The organism is Antrihabitans auranticaus (genome assembly GCF_016481275.1).
Classification (GTDB): domain Bacteria; phylum Actinomycetota; class Actinomycetes; order Mycobacteriales; family Mycobacteriaceae; genus Antrihabitans.
The window spans coordinates 584,293-603,511 of record NZ_JAEMNW010000001.1; the positions used below are offsets into that span (position 1 = coordinate 584,293).

Annotated in this window: 18 protein-coding genes and 1 tRNA gene; 3 read left to right on the forward strand and 16 right to left on the reverse strand. The window is 64.4% G+C overall.

Annotation, left to right across the window (positions count from 1 at the left end):
- Positions 1-71: 71 nt before the first annotated feature.
- From scnC to JGU72_RS02505, 3 genes are all read right to left on the reverse strand, one after another.
- Complete coding sequence (scnC, locus tag JGU72_RS02495; protein WP_199682158.1) at positions 72-779, reverse strand: thiocyanate hydrolase subunit gamma; 708 nt, start codon at positions 777-779, stop codon at positions 72-74.
- 30 nt (positions 780-809) lie between these two features.
- Complete coding sequence (locus JGU72_RS02500) at positions 810-1,649, reverse strand: SH3-like domain-containing protein (protein WP_199682159.1); 840 nt, start codon at positions 1,647-1,649, stop codon at positions 810-812.
- Between the two features lie 204 nt (positions 1,650-1,853).
- The gene (locus tag JGU72_RS02505; protein ID WP_374101063.1) at positions 1,854-3,074 is read right to left on the reverse strand and encodes a lipase family protein; all 1,221 of its coding nucleotides are present in this window, start codon (positions 3,072-3,074) and stop codon (positions 1,854-1,856) included.
- Positions 3,075-3,317: 243 nt separating this feature from the next.
- On the opposite strand from JGU72_RS02505, the gene JGU72_RS02510 reads away from it, so the two are divergent.
- The gene (locus JGU72_RS02510; RefSeq protein ID WP_199682160.1) at positions 3,318-3,941 is read left to right on the forward strand and encodes a CYTH domain-containing protein; all 624 of its coding nucleotides are present in this window, start codon (positions 3,318-3,320) and stop codon (positions 3,939-3,941) included.
- Between the two features lie 36 nt (positions 3,942-3,977).
- On the opposite strand, the gene JGU72_RS02515 is transcribed toward JGU72_RS02510, so the two are convergent.
- The 4 genes from JGU72_RS02515 to JGU72_RS02530 form a co-directional block, all read right to left on the reverse strand.
- On the reverse strand, positions 3,978-6,188 hold the full coding sequence (locus JGU72_RS02515; protein WP_199682161.1) for a molybdopterin oxidoreductase family protein: 2,211 nt from the start codon (positions 6,186-6,188) through the stop codon (positions 3,978-3,980).
- Between the two features lie 127 nt (positions 6,189-6,315).
- Positions 6,316-6,388 (reverse strand) — tRNA-Ala (locus JGU72_RS02520).
- Between the two features lie 155 nt (positions 6,389-6,543).
- Positions 6,544-7,284: a DsbA family protein gene (locus tag JGU72_RS02525; RefSeq protein ID WP_199682162.1), complete on the reverse strand. Its 741-nt coding sequence runs from the start codon at positions 7,282-7,284 to the stop codon at positions 6,544-6,546.
- A gap of 3 nt (positions 7,285-7,287) precedes the next feature.
- Positions 7,288-7,803: a MauE/DoxX family redox-associated membrane protein gene (locus JGU72_RS02530; RefSeq protein WP_199682163.1), complete on the reverse strand. Its 516-nt coding sequence runs from the start codon at positions 7,801-7,803 to the stop codon at positions 7,288-7,290.
- Between the two features lie 46 nt (positions 7,804-7,849).
- Here JGU72_RS02530 and JGU72_RS02535 point away from each other — a divergent pair, with 46 nt between their 5' ends.
- Complete coding sequence (locus JGU72_RS02535; RefSeq protein WP_307828269.1) at positions 7,850-8,581, forward strand: VIT1/CCC1 transporter family protein; 732 nt, start codon at positions 7,850-7,852, stop codon at positions 8,579-8,581.
- On the opposite strand, the gene JGU72_RS02540 is transcribed toward JGU72_RS02535, so the two are convergent.
- The 8 genes from JGU72_RS02540 to JGU72_RS02575 all read right to left on the reverse strand — a co-directional run bounded on the left by JGU72_RS02540 (position 8,513) and on the right by JGU72_RS02575 (position 16,947).
- On the reverse strand, positions 8,513-9,742 hold the full coding sequence (locus tag JGU72_RS02540) for an MFS transporter (protein WP_199682164.1): 1,230 nt from the start codon (positions 9,740-9,742) through the stop codon (positions 8,513-8,515). The genes JGU72_RS02535 and JGU72_RS02540 overlap by 69 nt on opposite strands.
- Before the next feature lie 46 nt (positions 9,743-9,788).
- The gene (gene pgm, locus JGU72_RS02545) at positions 9,789-11,435 is read right to left on the reverse strand and encodes a phosphoglucomutase (alpha-D-glucose-1,6-bisphosphate-dependent) (protein ID WP_199682165.1); all 1,647 of its coding nucleotides are present in this window, start codon (positions 11,433-11,435) and stop codon (positions 9,789-9,791) included.
- Positions 11,436-11,515: 80 nt separating this feature from the next.
- Positions 11,516-11,878, reverse strand: coding sequence for a fluoride efflux transporter CrcB (gene crcB, locus JGU72_RS02550; protein WP_199682166.1), 363 nt, complete (start codon positions 11,876-11,878; stop codon positions 11,516-11,518).
- A complete protein-coding gene (gene crcB / locus JGU72_RS02555; protein ID WP_233531040.1) occupies positions 11,875-12,327 on the reverse strand; it encodes a fluoride efflux transporter CrcB in 453 nt (150 codons plus the stop codon). Before crcB (JGU72_RS02555) ends, crcB (JGU72_RS02550) begins: the two co-directional genes overlap by 4 nt.
- A gap of 33 nt (positions 12,328-12,360) precedes the next feature.
- On the reverse strand, positions 12,361-13,014 hold the full coding sequence (locus tag JGU72_RS02560; protein ID WP_233531042.1) for an LON peptidase substrate-binding domain-containing protein: 654 nt from the start codon (positions 13,012-13,014) through the stop codon (positions 12,361-12,363).
- Positions 13,015-13,034: 20 nt separating this feature from the next.
- Positions 13,035-14,144: a cytochrome P450 gene (locus tag JGU72_RS02565; protein ID WP_199682168.1), complete on the reverse strand. Its 1,110-nt coding sequence runs from the start codon at positions 14,142-14,144 to the stop codon at positions 13,035-13,037.
- The gene (locus JGU72_RS02570) at positions 14,141-15,538 is read right to left on the reverse strand and encodes an ABC1 kinase family protein (protein WP_199682169.1); all 1,398 of its coding nucleotides are present in this window, start codon (positions 15,536-15,538) and stop codon (positions 14,141-14,143) included. The genes JGU72_RS02565 and JGU72_RS02570 overlap by 4 nt, the downstream gene beginning before the upstream one ends.
- Positions 15,535-16,947: an ABC1 kinase family protein gene (locus tag JGU72_RS02575; RefSeq protein ID WP_199682170.1), complete on the reverse strand. Its 1,413-nt coding sequence runs from the start codon at positions 16,945-16,947 to the stop codon at positions 15,535-15,537. The genes JGU72_RS02570 and JGU72_RS02575 overlap by 4 nt, the downstream gene beginning before the upstream one ends.
- 48 nt (positions 16,948-16,995) lie before the next feature.
- On the opposite strand from JGU72_RS02575, the gene JGU72_RS02580 reads away from it, so the two are divergent.
- Entirely contained in the window at positions 16,996-17,583 is a 588-nt protein-coding gene (locus JGU72_RS02580; protein WP_199682171.1) for a TetR/AcrR family transcriptional regulator, read from the forward strand.
- Positions 17,584-17,653: 70 nt separating this feature from the next.
- Here JGU72_RS02580 and JGU72_RS02585 read toward each other — a convergent pair whose 3' ends face one another.
- Positions 17,654-19,171 carry an MFS transporter gene (locus JGU72_RS02585; RefSeq protein WP_199682172.1) on the reverse strand — a complete coding sequence of 506 codons (1,518 nt, stop codon included), beginning with the start codon at positions 19,169-19,171 and terminating at the stop codon, positions 17,654-17,656.
- Positions 19,172-19,219 lie beyond the last annotated feature (48 nt).

Here is a 19,219-nt window from a genome sequence, read left to right on the forward strand (position 1 = left end):
GGGGCGATATCGGCATTGCCGATCGAGCCCGAATCGTCTGCCGTACTCACTAGTGGCTACTCCGGTGGCGGCTAGGTGGCGGGATGGATGGCTGGCCGGGTGTCGGTGATGACGTTGGTGGTCACACCAGCCTTGGGCAGCGCGACTCCGATCAAGCAGTCACGCGTGACGATTTCGGCGAGCTGCTCCTCGGTCCAGTCATCGGTGCCCTCCGGCCGCAGCGGCATCACCATGAACCGATGCTTCTGGTTGGAGTCCTGCACGCGAACGTCGACGTCGTCGGGCAGATACAGCCCGAACTCCGCGAGGACCTGGCGCGGCCAACGGACCAGGCGCCGCCGGTAATTCGGCGTGCGATACCACTCGGGCGAATTACCCAGAATCGGTCGCGGGTAGCAGGAACAGAGCGCACAGACGATCACGTTGTGCAATGTCGGAGTGTCCGCGAGAATTTCGAACGCCGTGAAATCACTGGGCGTGCCGAAGCCGGTGGGCTCCATCCAGTCGACACCGACCTGTTTGCTCGCGGTCATCGGTTCGGTCAGCGCGAGCTCTTTGAAATCGGGATCGAGCCACGCCTTCGCCACCAGGTTGGCGGCTGGAGTCGGACCGATCTGCTCGGCGAACTCGGTGAATCGGCGGTGCTCCTCGGCTGTGAAAATGCCCTTCTCGATACACAATTCGCGTAGGGCGATCTCGAGAACTTCGAAGTCGGTTATCTCGTCGACCATCGGTGCCACTGTGCGCTGATGGTCGTGATCGTGATCGTGGCCAGTCATGAAATACCTTTCCGGACAGGTCAATCGGTGCTAGGTGGTCGGCTGGAGCCAGCGTTCGGGTATCTCGGTGCGCAACGTGTCCGTGGCGGTACCGGTGTAGCCGTGCCAGAGTTCCGAGAGGTTGAACTTGACGACGTAGAACCACTCGGGCTTCGCGTCCGGCCGGTCCCACGTTTCGTCCTCGGGAGCGGGGCTCTCGTACGCGAGCGACGCGATCTCGCCGACCGCGCCACGAACGTATTCCGGTGTGCGCGTGTAGAACAGGGCCGGAAGTTCCCGCACCAACACGGAATCGCCGACTTTGAACCTCGCCTCGCCGGCCTTGCCCGCAAACACCTGCGGATCGCCCTTGCCGACCGCGTGAATGTGGTGGGTGTTGCGCTTGACGTTCGAGCCGTCCCCTTCGAACTTGGGCTTGGCCTCCAACGTCTTTCCGGCCAAACCGCCTTCGTAGCGGGCCTTGACCTCCATCATGCGTTCGCTCAGTTCGCCCAGACTCACGTGGTGCTTCTCGGCGAGAACCCGCGCGACAGCGAGCAGCCAACGGCCGTAGTACGGGAGGCCCAGATACATCGCGCGCCCGAGATCGACGTTGCCGATCCGGCGGCGTTCCTCCGAGATCCAGATCCCGCGCCAGGCAAGGACCTCGCAGATGACGTAAGTGTAGTGCTCCCACATCTCGTACTGCTTGTTCTCGTACTTCATCGGCGCATCCGGCTCACCGCCGACGTCGTGGTCGGTCTTCAGGTACGCCCAGAAGCGATCGTGATCGATGAGATCCGGTGTCGGTGCGTTCGGGAGCTCCGGGTATGAGGACTTCAACCGGGCTACCAGGTCGAGCGCAGCTGCACGCTCCGCCGCAGTACTCATGAAGGCTCCCTTCGTCGCACGAACTAGGTGACTAGGTTTGGCGGTCTAGTGACGACAGTCCATGCAGTTCCGGGAAGCGGCGCGCTGAGAACGACGGGGGTCGCCCTATCAGCAGGCCAGCACAGCGTCACAAGGTCAAATCTAAGCCCGATCCCTGCTGACGTATAGGTTTTCTCAGCAACACGTACGGAACGAATTATTCCGTCAGCACGTCCGTGCCGTCGGCAGCCCCTGATACTTCCGCTCGAGCCAATCCAGCGCCTGGAACATGCCGAGCGGTGCGGCGGACAGATGGTCCGGAGTCGGGGTGATCATGCTGAACAAATCCAGCCCCGCCGCACAGTAGCGGCCGAGCGTGTGGTCGATCGCATCGACCGGAATCAAGCCATCGATCGGGCTGTGCCACTCGAAGACCGGCGTTGTCGGGAGACCGGGATACAGCTCCAAACTGTTCTCGTCGAGGACCTGCCACACCGCCGGATCGTCCATGTAATCCTGCCGGTCCGTCATCTGGCCGGCGCTCTTGTAGAAGCCGACGAACATCGCTTCGTTCGTGCAGCCGTTGATGACCCAGTCGGCAAGGAAGCGGCCATAGGAATTGAGCTGGCTGGCGACGTCGATGCGGTCGGGGTACTCGCGCTCGAGCCCGAGCAAGGCAATCGCGGCGAGACCGAAGGCAATGTGCGGCTGAGTTCCGAGTGCGCGCGCCATCTTCGTGAGGCTCATCGGCACACCGCCGTACGCGGCACCGACGATCGGGAGCTCCGGCGCATAGGTCGGAGCCAACGCTGCCGCCCAGGCCGTAGCCATTCCGCCGCCGGAATACCCGCCCATTCCGACCTGGCTGTTGGTCACCATGAATTCGGGGACCTTCCGGACCGCTCGAATGCTGTCCAAGGTGATCTGACCACCGAGTTGCGCAGCGCCGTAGGACATTCGGGGTCCGAGATGGTCGGGCAGCGTGACGGCCCAACCGCGCGCGAGCGCCAGGTTGAGGCCGGGCATCTCGAGGATGAGGTTCATCGGATCCGACGTGTAGAGCTTGGACGCAACTTTGCACTTGGTACCGAGCGCATTGATGATGTGCTGATACGAGAACAGCGGCGCGTCCGGTGTGTGGTTCGACGGGAGAATGTAGGTCGTGTTGGCGGCGATCGCCTTGCCCTCCGAGTCGGTGCTGCGGAACAGCACCTCGAAGACCCGGCTCGTCGGGAAGTACACGTGCCACGGTTTCTCGCGCATCTTCAGAACGTCGCCGTTTACGTGCGCATCGAGGTCCGGTGGCGCCGCATAGAACGGGTCCGGATCAGGCCCAGGCATCAGGGGGTCGGCGGCGGCGTGGCTCGGGACCACCAGGGCAGCAGCCAGCGCCATCATCAGCCAAATTGCGGTGGCGCGCACGAACCTGCGCAGAGAAACGCCCATCGATAACACCATTCATGAACACGCGGCCGCCGGCACCTCCCAGCTACGGACCGCACACTTCAGTAACTATGGCAGATGACCAGGTTCTGCGGCTGCTGACGTCACAATTTGATTCCAAAAAACGTCAGATTGCGTGCAGAGCGGGCCGCACGCCAGTAAAACGCGCGACAATGCGGCCCGAAGTCCGCGTGTTCGTGTGGACTCCTCCCCCGATTCGGTGCTGTCACGGTCTACGGTTTGCCTATGTCTGATGCCGGCTTCGGCGATTTCGAGTTCGAGCGGAAGTTCCTGCTGGACGACCTACCGGTCGTCGCGGCCGCCGACCCGACACCTGCGCTCATCGTCCAGGCCTATCTGTTCGCAGCTGACGGTTACGCGGTTCGGGTCCGGGTGCAGGGCCCGGCCCCGACCGAACTGGACGTCGAATGCGGCGAACTGGTCGACGCGCTCGGTGAAGCGGCCATGGGAACGATGGCGGCGAAAGGCCCCGCGATCGGTGGCACACGGTACGAAGCCGAACGTGCGCTCGACGGGATGGTTGCCGGTCAGATCGTGCGGCGCGCCGACCACGTGATCGCCAAGGTTCGCTACTCGATGTGGCTCGGCGAAGACGGCTGGATCATCGACCGCTTTCTCGGCGGCAACGCTCCGCTCGTAGTCGCCGAGGTGGAACGTAGTGGCCCCGTAGTCGATCTGCAGATCCCGGACTTCTGCGTCACCGAAGTGTCGGAGGACGAGCGATTCAAGAACGAGCACCTCGCCTATCACCCGTTCGGCACCTGGGCCGAGAAGTACCGACGCGAACTCGCCCTTCTCGGACCGCAGTTCGTGCACACCCTCGGTCAAAACCGGATGGGCGGAGGCTGACGCAGAGTTAGCTGTCCCGTGCGCCAGTGGGGGCATTCACTTGGTGGACGCAGGCTCACGCTCGGGCTCGGGGATGGCGAATTCTGCGTCGGCGGGCGCAGCCGTGACCGTCACCCACGTGCTGTTGACTGCGGCATTACCCGAGAACGGATCCGTCAGACCCGGGTCGTGTAGCAGGTTCACGTTCGCGCCCGGATGCGCCGCCGCGGTGAGCCAGCCGACGCCGGGTTCGCGATGGCCCCAGCCGTGCGGGACCGCTACGGTACCGCGGCGGATCTCGTCGCTGACTTCGAGAACGACCACGATCGAGCCGATCGCCGACGCCACAACTACCCTCTCGCCGTCGCCGAGGCCGCGCGCTTCCGCATCGGCGGGATGCATGAGGGCGGTGCACCGATCGCGGCCCTTCACCATTGCGGGGATGTTGTGCAGCCAGGAGTTGTTGCTCCGCAGATGGCGTCGGCCGATGAGCTTGAGATCGAAGCCGTCCGACGGGTTCGTGACGACCTTCCCGCTGCGTGCGTCGTCGATCAGCGTCCGGGCGGCGGCGACGAAATCCGGGGGCGCGATGGCGACCAAATGATCCTTCGTTCCGATGAGCTGACGAAGTCGCGGCTGCAACGGCCCGAGGTCGATACCTCCGGCAGCGTCGCGAACTTTCCCTAGCGTCAGTCCTTTTCGGCCGCGCCGCAGGATCCCGTACGGCCCGGAAGCGAGTCCCACCGCAGCAAGCCGAAGCGGACTCAGTTGCTCCAGCACAGTGTTGAACACCCGGCCGGACAACCGCCGGACCGGCATGGGAATCAGTTCGGTTATCAACCGCGCCATGATTTCCCAGTCCTCCAGGCCGTCCGCCGGCGGCTCGAACACTCGCGCGTCGTAGCGCACGTTGTTGCGCACGCTGAAGACCGGGAACAGGATGTCGAGTTCTTCGCGTTCGAGTTGCGAGACCGGCGGGAGAATGATGTCGGCATGGCGGGTCGTCTCCGTGATGTACATGTCCACCGCGACATAGAAATCCAGCGATTCCAACGCGTCGCCCAGTGCGCCCCGCTGCGGCGTCGAGAGCACCGGGTTGCCCGCGTACGTGATCATCGCCTTGATCTGTCCTGGGCCTTCGTTGCGGATTTCGTCGGCAAGCACCGCAACCGGCAACTCCGAGCGGAACGACTTGAATTTCCCCGAACGGTCCGTCCACGACCCGTATCCCGATGGCAGGTACTTCGTGTACCGCGCGACATCGATGGGTGGTGTGGCGAACATCTGCCCGCCCGGTCGGTCCAGGTTGCCGGTCACGGCATTGATGGTGTTGACCAGCCAGTGCGTCAGCGTCCCGTTGACCTGCTGGCACACTCCGATCCGCGCATACAGCGCCGCCGACTTCGCCGCAGCATGCTCGCGCGCCAACCGCCGAATCGTCTCGGCGTCGACGCCGGAAACCTCCGCCGCCACCTCCGGGGTCATCTCCGCGACGAGTTCACTCAGTTCGTCCCAGCCGGAGCATTGCGCGCGAACTCGTCGTTCGTCGCACAATTTCTCGACGACGAGGACATGCAGCATCGCAAGCAGCAGGTACACGTCCCCGCCCGGTGCGATCGCGATATGTTCGTCGGCCAGCCGCGCCGTCTCGGTCCGCCGTGGGTCGATCACGACCACTTTGCCGCGGCTGCGGATCTCGCGGATCCGGTGCTTGACGTCCGGCATCGTGCTCACCGAACCGTTCGACACCGCCGGGTTGGCACCCATCACGACGAGACGATCCGTGCGATCGATGTCGACGATCGGCATCAGCACGTTGGAACCGAACATCTGCCACGCAGCGAATTCCTGCGGGAATTGATCGATCGACGACGCCGAGAAGAAATTCCGCGTCAGTAGCACTGTCCGCAGGAGCACACCGTAGATTGCCGACGAACTGTGCGCCGCCGGGTTGCCGAGATACATTCCGATCGCGCTGTTGCCGTGCGCGCTACGGACCGCCCGCAGCCGCCGGCCGACTTCTTCGAACGCCTCGTCCCAGCCGATCGGTTCGAACGAGTCGCCGACTCGGCGCATGGGGGTGCGCAACCGGTCGGGGTCATGGTGGATGCCGCCCATCGCGGTCGCCTTCGGGCAGATGTATCCCCGCGACAGCACGTCATCAGGATTGCCCTCGATGCGCGTGACCATGTCGTTCTCGACGGTCACGTGAATTCCACAGTGCGCTTCGCACAACGTGCATTGCCGCGCGATTGTCACAGGACTCATTTGCATCCTCCACGTCAGCGAAGCCGTTTCGCTCACTGTAGACAGGGGGCGCAGCACACGGCCAGGACCGAAACCAGAACGGCACCCTCCCGTATCCGAGAAAGTGCCGTGTACTGCGGTTATTCGGTGGAGCTAAGGGGATTCGAACCCCTGACCCCCACACTGCCAGTGTGGTGCGCTACCAGCTGCGCCATAGCCCCTTACGTGCGAGCGAAGTTCCTCTCGCTCGCACGAAGTTACACCATCGGCGCGAGGGCGAACAAATCCCGAGCACCCACCGGACTGAGTGCACACAATCGGCGCGAACTGCCGGGTTCCGGGCATTCTTCGCGATTTGTGTGCACTCAGTCCGGACTCACTCGAGGTTGGCGACCCATTCGTTGTCGGAAGTGTCGACCGACTTGCCGTCCTGCAGGACCGTCGGGGTTCCGACTCGACCGGTGTTGACCATCAGGTACTGGGCTGCGGCGGTAGCGGATTGCCCTGCGCCCTGGACCTTTTCACCGGACGTGATGCAGGCGACCGCCGCATCGTTCGCACCGGCGTCGCGGGCCATCCGGCCGAGTTCGTCGTTGGTGTGATCCGACGATCCACGCTCGGCTGGTTGGTTGCCCGGCGAGAAGAGTTCGTCGTGGAATTTCCCGTACGCCACAGCATTACCGGACTCGGCGACGCACTGCGACGCGGCGACCGCGCGGGTCGAGTAGTCACCGCTGTGTGAGACTTCGTTGAGGAAGTTCAGCATGTGGTAATCGACCGCGAGCTTGCCCTCGTCGATTTTCTGGGCGATCTCCTGGCCGAACTTCTTCTCGAATTCGCCGCAGACAGGGCACAGGGGGTCTTCGAAGACCTCGATCGTGGTCGGGGCGTTCGCGGCGCCGACCCGAATGACGCCGTCGGGCTGCAGCGCGACCTCTACCTGCGTGTTCTGGACCGATCCGTAACCCTCGTTGCGCGGCTTGTTGCGGTTGCTCTGCCACATCACACCGCCGATGACGACGACCGCGATCACGATGACCGCGACCGCTCCCAGAATGTAGGTCGTCCGATTGTTCGTCGGTTTCGGTACGTACTTCGCGTTTGCCTTCGGGCTCACCGGTTAATCCCTGCTTTCGACGGTCGTTGAGTTGGTTTCAGCTTGCCAGGCGGTGCTGAGGGACGACTGAGGGCGAGACGCCAGCCCGAGCGCAAACGGGCTGCGCGGGAACACGGTGAGCCAGGCGGCGAGTGCGAGAAACCCCAGATCACGGGCGATCTCGCGGCCGTAATCCCAACCGTCGACGTCGGCAGCACCACCGCCGCCGAAACAGCCGCAGTCGATCGACAGGCCCCGCGACCACGCCGACACGATCGCCGCGATGAACCCCGCGAAGATCAGCACCGAGACCACTGCCGACAGCCGGACCGCCAACCCGATCAGGAGCAGCAATCCCAGCGCAATCTCGACGAACGGCAAACTGTTCGCCAGCGGCTCCACCCACGATTCCGGCGCCAGTTGGTACGCACGCACCGCAACGACCGTTTGCGCCGGGTCTGCGGCCTTCAGCCAGCCCGACACCAGCCACACAGCTGCCAACCCGATTCTGGCGACAAGGCTCAACCTCGCAATCCACACAGAAGCCGAGAGTACCGATCTCGGACTGCGCGTAGATTCTTCAGCTGTGAGCACTGCATCGGCGGACCCTGGCGAACTGCCGCACGAGTTCGACCACCACCATTCGGACGTATCGGGCGGTTGGCTCAGGGCAGCGACGTTCGGCGCCATGGACGGACTGGTCAGCAACACCGCACTTGTAGCGGGCGTCGGCGGCGCAGGCGTCGCGCCACACAACGTGGTGCTCGCGGGCGTCGCGGGTCTCGTCGCCGGTGCGTTCTCGATGGCCCTCGGCGAATACACCTCTGTCGCAACGCAAAACGAGCAACTCGATGCCGAAGTCAGAGTCGAGAAGAGAGCCCTGCGCAAACACCCCGAAGCTGAATTGGCCGAGCTGACGGACATGTTTGCGCAGATGGGAATGAGTCGCGAAACAGCCACTGCCGCAGCGCAGGAGGTGCACGGCGATCCCGAAAGGGCGCTCGAGATTCACGTAACTCAGGAACTCGGTCTCGACCCGTCCGAGAAGCCGTCGCCGTACGTCGCAGCGGGGTCGTCGTTCCTGATGTTCTCCCTCGGCGCGATCTTCCCCCTGCTCCCCTACTTGCTCGGATTTTCTTCACTCACAGCGGGTTTGATCGTCGGCGGCATCGGGCTGTTGCTTGCCGGCGGCGTCGCGTCCCGCTTCACGTCGCAACCAACGATCCCCGCAGCGATCAGGCAGCTGCTGCTAGGCGCGATCGCCATCGGAGCCACCTACCTTGTCGGAGCGCTGATCGGAATCGGCATTCCGGGCTGACACTTCGGAGCGCACCAAGGTCTCCGGAACGAACAGCCAGAACACCGCCGCGGCAACGAGGATCCCGCCCGTCACTCCGAAGGCAGCACCGTACGAATAGTGCTGCGCCAGTGCCCCGGCGGCGATCGGACCGATGACCGCGCCTACGTCGGACATCATCTGAAAGGTTGCGAGGACCGGTCCGCCGCGGGCGCGCGATCCGACGATGTCGGCGACGGCCGCCTGCTGCGACGGATTGATGAGTCCCGACCCGAGGCCCGCGATCAACGAGGCGACGAAGAAGAACACCAGCGATCCGCTGAAACCCATCGCGATCGTGCTGACCCCGCACACCGCAGATCCGACGATGAGGAAGGGCCTGCGCCCGAACCGATCCGAGTACCGCCCGGCCGGCAGGAGCACCAATGCGTTACCCAGCGCGAACACGGTGAGCGCTATGCCGCCGAGTGCGATATCACGCTCCAACGCCTCGACGACGAACAACGGAATGATCGCCATACGAACACCGAAGACGGCCCAGCCGTTGGCGAAACTCGACCACAGTGCCGCGCGATACTCGATGCGAGCAAGCCCCTCCCGCAACGTCATCGCACGAACAGCCTCGCCGGCCTCGGGCGTCGCGAGCGTCGAGTCGCGGAGTGCGAAGTACACGATCGCGGCGGCGATGAGCAGCGCAACGGCGTAGATCACGAACGGCACACGGAGGCCGAACCCGAGCAGCGCACTGCCCAGCAACGGACCGCTGATGGAACCGAGCAGGAAGCTCGTCGCAAACAACCCCGACACACGACCACGCATCTGCGGCGGCGCAATTCGGATCAGCAAGCCGAGCGAGGAGACGGTGAACATCGTCGATCCGACGCCACCGAGCGACCGGAACACGAGCAACTGCCAGTACTCCTGCGCGAAAGCACATGCGCCAGTTGACAACGCGACTATCAGCAGGCCGACGAGATAGATCGGGCGTTCTCCGCTGCGTTGCACCAGCCGGCCGCTCGCGGGCGCGAAGAGCAAGCGCATCAAGGCGAACGCGCTGATGACTGCCGTCGCAGCGGTTTCCCCGACACCGAACGTCAGCGCGAACTGCGGCAGCGCCGGCGCAACGATGCCGAAGCCGAGGGCGATGACGAAGCTCGCGCTGACAAGAACCCAGATCTCCATAGGCAGCGGAGCTGCCTGTGCGCGGTTAGCGAGTCCAGGGACTCTCCTACCGCGCACGGCCGCGTAGCGCTTCCGCTACCAACTCTTTCGCCGCATCCTGCACCTGCACCAGGTGATCCGGCCCTTTGAACGATTCCGCGTAGATCTTGTAGACGTCCTCGGTACCCGACGGGCGTGCAGCGAACCACGCACTCGTCGTGGAGACCTTCAAACCGCCGATAGCTGCCTTGTTGCCAGGCGCGGTCGTCAGGGTCGAGGTGATCTTCTCACCGGCGAGTTCGGCGGCGCTAACCTGGCTCGGCGACAGATCCGCCAGCACCGCCTTCTCCGCGCGTGTGGCAGGCGCGTCGATCCGAGCATAGGCCGGGCTACCGTAGCGGCGCTCCAGATCGGCGTAGCGCGCTGACGGACTCTGCCCGGTGACGGCCGCGATCTCGGATGCGAGTAGCGCCAGCACGATTCCGTCCTTGTCCGTCGACCACACACCGCCGTCCATGCGCAGGAACGATGCGCCCGCGCTCTCTTCGCCACCGAAGGCGAGTGACCCGTTGAACAGGCCCGGCACGAACCACTTGAAGCCGACCGGAACCTCGTACAGGTCCCGCCCGAGCACCGATACGACGCGATCGATCATCGACGACGTCACGACGGTCTTACCGATCTTGCTGAGCGCGTCCCAGCCGATCCGGTTCGCAATCAGGTAATCGATTGCGACGGCGAGGAAGTGGTTCGGGTTCATCAACCCGCCGTCGGAGGTGACGATCCCGTGCCGGTCCGCGTCGGCGTCGTTGCCCGTCGAAATGTCGTAGTCGCTGCGCGCGGCGATCAGCGACGCCATGGCGTTCGGCGACGAGCAGTCCATCCGGATCTTGCCGTCGGTGTCGAGCGTCATGAACCGATAGGTGCCGTCGACGAGCGGGTTGACGACGGTCAGATCGAGGTCGTGCCGGTCCGCGATCGCACCCCAGTAATGCACGCTCGCGCCGCCCAAAGGGTCTGCGCCGATACTGATTCCGGCTCCGCGGATCGCGTCGAGATTGAGTACGTTGGGCAGGTCGTCGACGTAGATGTCGAGGTAGTCGTAGTGCTCGACCGCGGTGTCGAGCGCCTGCTGGACGGTCACTCGCTTCACGCCCTCGAGCCCGTTGTGCAGGAGCTGGTTCGCCCGCGCGGCAATGGCGTCGGTCGCCTTCGAATCGGCCGGGCCACCGTGCGGAGCGTTGTACTTGAACCCACCGTCGCGCGGCGGATTGTGCGACGGCGTGACCACGATGCCGTCGGCTTGCGCCATCGCACCCGAACTGTTGAAACGCAGGATCGCGTGGCTGACCGCAGGCGTCGGCGTGTACCCACCGCGAGAATCGATCGCGACCGTGACGCCGTTGGCGGCGAGCACCTCCAGTGCTGTCGTCCATGCCGGCTCCGAGAGCGCATGGGTATCGCGGCCGAGAAACAGGGGTCCGGTGATGTGCTCGCTCGCGCGGTATTCGGCGATCGCCTGCGAGATAGCGAGGATATGCGCCTCGTTGAATGCGGTGTCGAGGCTCGAACCTCGATGACCCGACGTCCCGAACACGACTTGCTGCGCGGGTTCGGAAGGATCGGGGATGCGGGTATAGAAGGCGGTGACCAGGTGTGCCAGGTCCTCGAGGTCCTCCGGCCGTGCCGGTTTACCGGCTCGATCGTGGGCCACTAGCGTCTCCTCTTCCGTCGGGAAATAGTCATCGGTTCGCTGGGGCGAGCCGATTTGCCGCATGTTCGCCCTTTATAAGATCACGCGACCATCCATTGCGTCGCGGCGGAACCCAGGATTGCCGCGCCGAGACCGGCCGCCAAGCTCACGAACACGTTCGCGAGTGCGTACCCGTATGCGCGTAACTCGATGAGTCGCATGGTTTCGTACCCGAACGTGCTGTAGGTCGTCAGAGCCCCGCAGAACCCGACTCCGGCAAGTGCCCCCCAGGACGTGCCGAGGCTCGCCGCCGTCAAACCGCCGAGAATTGCGGACCCGACCACGTTCACGGTCAAGGTTCCCCATGGGAAAAGCGTGTCATGTCGGGACTGCACGACTTTGTCGATCGAATAGCGGACAGGCGCGCCGAGCATGCCGCCGAGGAATACAAGTACGGCGGTCATGCGGCGTCCGCTTCGGCCGGTGTGGCCAGTGGCTTCGGTTCCGCCCGCCACACCGGCAATCGGCACGCGGCGCGGGTGCTCAGTGTCCCGAGCAGCACGGCGACCAATGCCACCGCAACGGTCCCGAACAGGTAGCTGAACGCCACAATCGGCTCACCTTCGTCGAACAGACGATGAACTTCGCCGGTGTAGGTCGAGAACGTCGTGAACCCACCGAGTATCCCGACTCCGAGAAACGGTCGCCAGAGCCGGTGCGCCGCCCACATCTCGGCCACGAGAACGACGAGGATCCCGATCAGAAAACAGCCGAGGCCGTTGATGAACAACGTCGACCACGGAACCCCGCCAGGCTTGGGTGGGTACGCGTGACTGACCCCGTATCGGGCCAGCGCGCCGACCCCGCCGCCGATCGCGATCACCCCCAGGACTGGAACATCCTGCTTGTTCAACACGACCTCCCACCGCCGGACCCGATGGTATCGCTACATCGTTCGGAAGCGCAGGCCGGCAATGACATCGTCGAGCGCCTCGGCGACTGCGCGCAACCGGTCCGCGGGACCGGGCGCGGCAAGGATCTTGTAGCGATCGGCTTCGCTCAGCGGGAGCCCGGATGCGACGGCGAAAGAGCGCTGTGAAGGATCCTCCGGTAAGTCGCCGTCGCTGAACTTCGGCACGACAGCACCGGACTTCGCCGCGAGGAGTCGCCACAGTTCGTCGAGTTCGGCGGTCTTCGCGGTGACGACGTCGAAAGCGTCGACTTCCTCGCCGCGCGGAGCGGAAGTATCGGGCCACTCCTCGACCTCCGCGCGCGGATACGGATCGTCGGGCAGCCAGCCCGTCACGCGGATGCGTTCCTCCCCCACAGCGACGACCGCGTACCGGTTGCGCGAGAACGGCGCGGTCGCGACGATGCGCGCGACGGTCCCGACGTCGGTTCGCTGCTCGCCGCCGCCGACCTCACGACCGCGAGTTATCAGGACCACGCCGAATCGGCCATCCCCGCCATCGCCCGTGCACGCGTCGAGCATCTCGACATAGCGCGGCTCGAAGATTTGCAACGGCAGTCGCTCGCGCGGGAGCAACACGGTTCCGAGCGGGAACATCGGCAGGGTCTGCACCACACCAGCATGCGGCATCGCAGCGCCGTGGGGGGCGATCAGCCCAGCGCGACCGGCAACTCGTCCAGAGCGTGGAACGTCATAGACGTCCGCCAAGCCGGTTCCGGCGGCACTGCGAGGTCCGGGAACCGGGTGAACAGCCTGGACAACGCCTCGGCCGCCTCCAGCCGGGCGAGCGATGCACCGATGCAGAAGTGCGCGCCCGCGCCGAAGGCCAAGTGGCCCTTCGGTTCCCTGCTCAGGTCCAGCCGCAGTGGATCGTCGAAGTGCGCCGGGTCGACGTTGGCCTGCTGCAGGTCCAGGTAGATGTAGCTGCCGGCCGGAACGTCGATACCGCCGACGTTCTGGTCCACCACGGCCAACCTGCCCGACCGCTTGACCGGGCCTTCCAGCCGCAACAATTCCTCGACGGCGCGCGCCGGGTCGGCGAGCAGGTGCTGCTTCTGCGCCGGCTGGTTGGCAATCGCCAGCGTGCCGTTCCCGATCAGGTTGGCGGTTGTCTCGTGCCCGGCCGCGAGCAGCAGGATCAGCGTGCTGGCGACCTCGTCGATGGAGATTCCGTCGATGGACAGCAGTTGGCTGAGGAGGTCGTCGCCGAGATTGTTCTTGCGTTCGGCGATGATCGGCGTGAGCCCGAGCATGATCTCGATCGAGGCGTCCACGCTCGCGGCGAGCTCTTCCGGCGTGGCGTCGAGCTCGAGCATCTTGACCAGCGCAGGGGTCTCGTCGAGGAAAAGCTCGGCGCCCTCGGGACCGACGTCGAGTAATTCCGCGATCACCGCGATCGGCACGAGGTACGCGAAGTCGGACATCAACTCCACCTCGTCGCCCTCGAATGCGTCCAAGGCAGCATCGACGACCGCGACAACGCGCGACCTGACGCGCTCGATGGACCGCGGCGTAAACGCAGGACTGAGCAGCCGCCGCAGCTCCCCGTGATCGGGCGGGTCCATGAACAACAAGATGGTGGCGGGCAGTTCCTGGATCTCGGCCGGCACCTGCGGGAATTTGCGCGGATCGCTGCTCCAGCCGGTGCCGCGCAGCACCGCTGACACCGCGTCGAATCCGGTCGCGACGAAGATGCCGAACTCTTCGTTCCATTCCACTGAATTCGATTGCACCGGAGCAGTATTGATCGAAATGGTCATGCTTCGTCACCCCAGAACTTCTTGTCGAGAACGCCCTTCTCCGTCGCCGCGGGACCGCCCCGATCCCATTCCCACCTGATCGCTTCCCAGGGACCGGTCGAACCGAGCGCGCACAGGACCGACGTCATCCCCAGATCGATGCGCGACAGCATGGTGTACTCGGGATCCAGCGAAAGTTGCTTGACCACATGGCCGTACGGCCCGACCGGTGAAAACTTGGTGGCAACGATGCTCTTGGCCTCGGCGGCCGAGTAGGTGTACGGCTGCGGCGACGTCAGCCCGTCCAGGCCGAGGCGGAACCACTCCATGAGGTCGTCCGGGTCGGGATGCGTTCCGGCCGGAACGAAACCCATCGCCTGCAGAACTGGGAACAGCGCCGCCGAATCCCTGTCGATTGCCGCGTTCAGCGCAGCCTGCATATGGCTGACGCGCCATACGTCCAACTTCTTGATGCACCCGAAGTCGAGAAACGTGACGCTGCCGTCGTCGTGGAAAAGGTAGTTACCCGGATGCGGATCGGCGTGGAACAGGTGCAGGCGCCTGACGCTGCCCACCGCGAACCGCATGATGACCTCGCCCCAACTGTCACGCAGGCTCTGCTCCGATGTCACGGCGTCAGCGAATCGCCGTCCTTCCACGAAATCCATTGTCAGGACCCGGCTTGTAGTGAGGTCCGGGTGAATCTCGGGGATCCTGATGAACGGGTGCCCGCGATAGCCGTCGGCGAATGCATTCTGGTTTCGCGCTTCGGTCAGGTAGTCGATCTCCTCGCCGATGCGCTCGGACACTTCGGCCGCAACCGATCGCACGTCGACGGCGATCGCGTTGGGCATGAAGCCTTTGACGACTTGGAGGAAGGTGGCAAGGAGTTCGGTGTTCTGGAGGTCGGCGCGTATCGCCTCGTCCACTCCGGGGTACTGGACTTTGATCGCGACAGCCCGGCCGTCGTGCAGCCTGCCCCTGTGCACCTGACCGATCGACGCCGCGCCGATCGGATCAGGATCGAACTCGGCGAACACCTTGTCGGGCGCGCCACCCAACTCCTTCTCGACGACTTCGGCCGCCATCTCCGCGGGCATCGGCGGCGCACTGTCCTGCAGGCGCGCGAGGGCACGCTGGTACACCGACTGACTCGAATCCGGTACGGCCGAAGCAAAATTGGTGAAGGACAGAATTTGCCCCGCCTTCATCAGCACGCCCTTCGACTTGCCGAGATGATCTGCGTAACGCTCCGCGTTGTTCGCGTGAAATTGCGACTTGTCGCGACGGCTCTTGCGCCGCAGCGACGTGACCACCGCTTCGCCCGCCGTCCGGCCCGCCAAACCCACCAGCGGAGCGGCTCGGGCTACCCGACCGCGCCGCTCGATGTGCGGTTTGTTCTCTGACGTCGTCATACCGTTGCCCCCCAAAAGATCGCGTCCAAATTGCCCATTTCCGTTGCCGGCGGACCACTTCGGTCCCATTCGCTTCTGATCGCTTCCCATGGCCCTGTTGCGCGGAGTGCACCGAGTACGGAGACGAGCCCGAGCTCGATGCGCGTCAGCATCGTGTATTCCGGATCGAAACTGATCGTGCGCAGGACCTCGCTGTGCGGTCCGACGGGCGAGAACTTCTGCGCCGCCGAGATCGCGGTCATCTCTGCGGAGTAGGTGCTGGGCTGCGGACCCGTCAAGCCGTCGAGGCCGGTGCGGAACCAGCGCAGCAATGCATCATGTTCGGGCGCAGCCGAATCCGCGAAGAAACCCATCTTCTCCATAGCGACGACAAGGGCCTCGGCATCATTGTCGATGGCCGCGTTCAGTGCGAGCTGAATATTCCGTACGCGTCCCGCATCGAGCTTCTTGATGCAACCGAAGTCGAGAAAAGTGACCGAGCCGTCGTCATGGAAAAGGTAATTTCCGGGATGCGGATCGGCGTGGAACAGATGCAACCGCCGCACACTGCCGACACCGAACCGCATGACGACTTCGCCCCATGTGTCGCGCATCGCCTGGTCGGCCTCGACGGCTTCGGCGAACCGCATGCCCTCGGCGAGGTCCATCGTCAGGACGCGGCTCGTAGTCAGTTCGCGAACGATTTCCGGCACCCGGATGTACGGGTGACCGCGGTATGCGTCCGCGAACGACATCTGATTGTCGGCTTCGACGAGGTAATCGATTTCTTCACCGATGCGAAGCGATACCTCGTTGGCGACCGATCTGACATCGAGCGCCAGCAGGTCGGGCATGAAACCCTTGACCACCTGCAAGAAGGTCGCGAGCAGTTCGGTGTTCTTCAGATCCGCGCGGATTGCTTCGTCGACTCCGGGGTACTGCACCTTGATCGCGACCGCCCGGCCATCGTGCAGCCTCCCCCTGTGCACCTGACCGATCGATGCGGCACCCAGCGGCACAGGATCGAACTCGGCGAACACCACATCCGGCGGCGCACCGAGTTCCCGCTCGATCACTTCCGCGGCCAGCTCTGCGGGCATCGGCGGCGCGTTGTCCTGCAGGCGCGCCAGCGCGCGCTGATACACGGACTGACTGCCTTCGGGAACCGCCGATCCCAGTGTCGTGAAGGACAGAATCTGCCCCGCCTTCATGAGAACGCCCTTCGACCGTCCGAGATGGGCGGCATAACGGTCGGCGTTCTTGGCGTGAAAGCTCTTTGCGGGAGCATGGATGTCCGCTGCGTCGCCACCCCTCGTTCGGCGACGCAGCGACGCAACCACCGCTTCCCCTGCGGTTCTGCCGGCCAGCCCGACCAACGGAGCCGCCCGGCCGACGCGCCCCCGTCGTCCGATGAACGCGTTGTCCATCATGGACCTCCCCAGTTGACGATTTGCTGACCTAAGTGTTCACTTAGACGCATGCAGACGTCAAGCCCCACTCGAGATCGGATTCTCGACGCGGCGATGGAGCTGTTCGGCGAGAAGGGCTTTCGCGGCACGAGCATTACGCAGATCGAGACCGCTGCAGGGCTGACGCCGGGGGCGGGCGGTATCTACCACCACTTCCGCACCAAGGAAGCGCTGCTCGAGGCGGGCCTCGCGCGCAATCTTGAGCGCGTCGCGGCCCTGCGCGACATTCAGAAGCTGATGACCGGGCTCGGCGATCTGCGCGTCGAATTGACCATTCTCGCGCGGTACGCCTTGACGGTTCTCGACGAGGAACAGGCACTGCTTCGCATCATGGCGACCGAATCACGCAGCAGGCCGGAGCTTTTCGAGAAATCTGTGAACGGCGTCCTGCACCGCAGCTTCGCGGGATTCGCGGCATGGTTGTGCGAGGAATCGGACGTGACCGCCGAGCGGGCGAATTCGATCTCGGCGGTCGCGGTAGGCGCCCTGGTGTCGATCCGTGTCTTGCCGAACCTCTTCGGCGTCGGTCCGGCAATCGAGGACGACGCCTTCGTGAAGATGTGGGTCGAAATGGTCATGGCGGCAGTCGAAAGCTGAAACGAGCAGGCTGAAACGAGAGCGGCACCCCGAGCATGTCACTCGGGGTGCCGCCGCATTCGATCGAGCGCTAGTGCGCCATCACGAGTTCACCCTCACTGGGGGCAGGAACCTCGTCGCGGAGCAGCAGCGCGGAGATCACTGCGCCGACCGCGAAGATGCCTGTCGCCCACCAGAAGGTGGCGGTGAAGCTTGCCACCTGCGCCTGCGCCAAGGTCAACGCGCTTGCGGTGCGCCCGGTCATGAAGTCCGCCGCCGCCGAAGCCGCGATCGTGGAAAGCAGTGCGGTTCCGATCGAGCCGCCGACCTGCTGCATGGTGTTCACCATCGCCGACGCGACACCCGCATCGTCGTGGTGGACGGCCGATGTTGCACCCTGGAACGCGGTCGCCATCGCGGCACCGAGTCCGAGGCCCATCAGGACGAGACCCGGCAGGATGTGCAGCGCGTAGTTGCTGTCGACCTCGATCTGGGTGAGGACCAGCATGCCGGCCGCACCGATCAGCATTCCCGACGTCATCAGAATCCGGGCACCGAACCTCGGGAGCAACACGTTGGACGACGTCACCGACGACGTGATCATCGCTGCGACCATCGGCAGGAACGCGACGCCGGTGATGATCGGCGAGTATCCGAGGATCAGCTGCATGTAGTAGGTCAGGAACAGGAAGACCGCGAACATGCCCGCGCCGACCACGAAGATCGCGAGGTAGGACGCACCGCGAGTGCGGTCCAGGATAATGCGCAACGGCATCAGCGGGTTGGCGACGCGATTCTGCAGGTATGCGAAGACACCGAGCAGGATGACGCCGGCAGTGAGCCAACTGATCGTCGACGCGTCTGCCCAGCCCTGCGACTCGGCCTGCGAGAAGCCGTACACGATGCTGAAGAGCGCCGCGGTGACCGACAGGGTGCCGGGGATGTCGAGCTTGGGACGCACATTCGAGACGTGCTTGGCGAGCAGGAGTGCCGCGCCGACCATCGCGACAGCCGCGAAGATCAGGTTCACGTACATCGCCCAGCGCCACGACGCGTACTCGGTCAAGAAACCACCGAGCAACAGACCGATTGCACCGCCCGCACCGGCGATTGCGCCGAAGATACCGAAGGCCTTTGCGCGTTCCCTAGGCTCGGTGAACGTCACCGTGAGCAGGGACAATGCGGCAGGAGCAAGCAGTGCACCGAAGACGCCCTGTCCGGCACGAGCAGCCACGAGCATCTCGAAGCTCGTTGCCGCGCCACCGACCGCGGAGGCAACCGCGAAGCCGGCCAGCCCGATGAGGAAGGTTGTGCGCCGGCCGAACAGGTCGGAGAGTCGCCCGCCGAGCAGCAGCAAGCTGCCGAACGCCAGTGCATATGCCGTCACGACCCATTGCCGGTCGGCGTCGGAGAAGCCGAGGGAAAGCTGCGCCTCGGGGAGTGCGATGTTCACGACGGTCGCGTCGAGCACGACCATCAACTGCGAAAGTCCAAGTACCGCGAGGACCCACCAGCGCATCGCATGTGAACCGCGGCCACCGCTCGATTCGACGGCCGGTTTCGCGGCGGAATCGATCGGATCCAGGGGCTCGATAGTGGTTGTCGTCATTTCCGCCTCGAATCGCTAGAATGGAGAAGGTTCCTCCACTTACGCGTT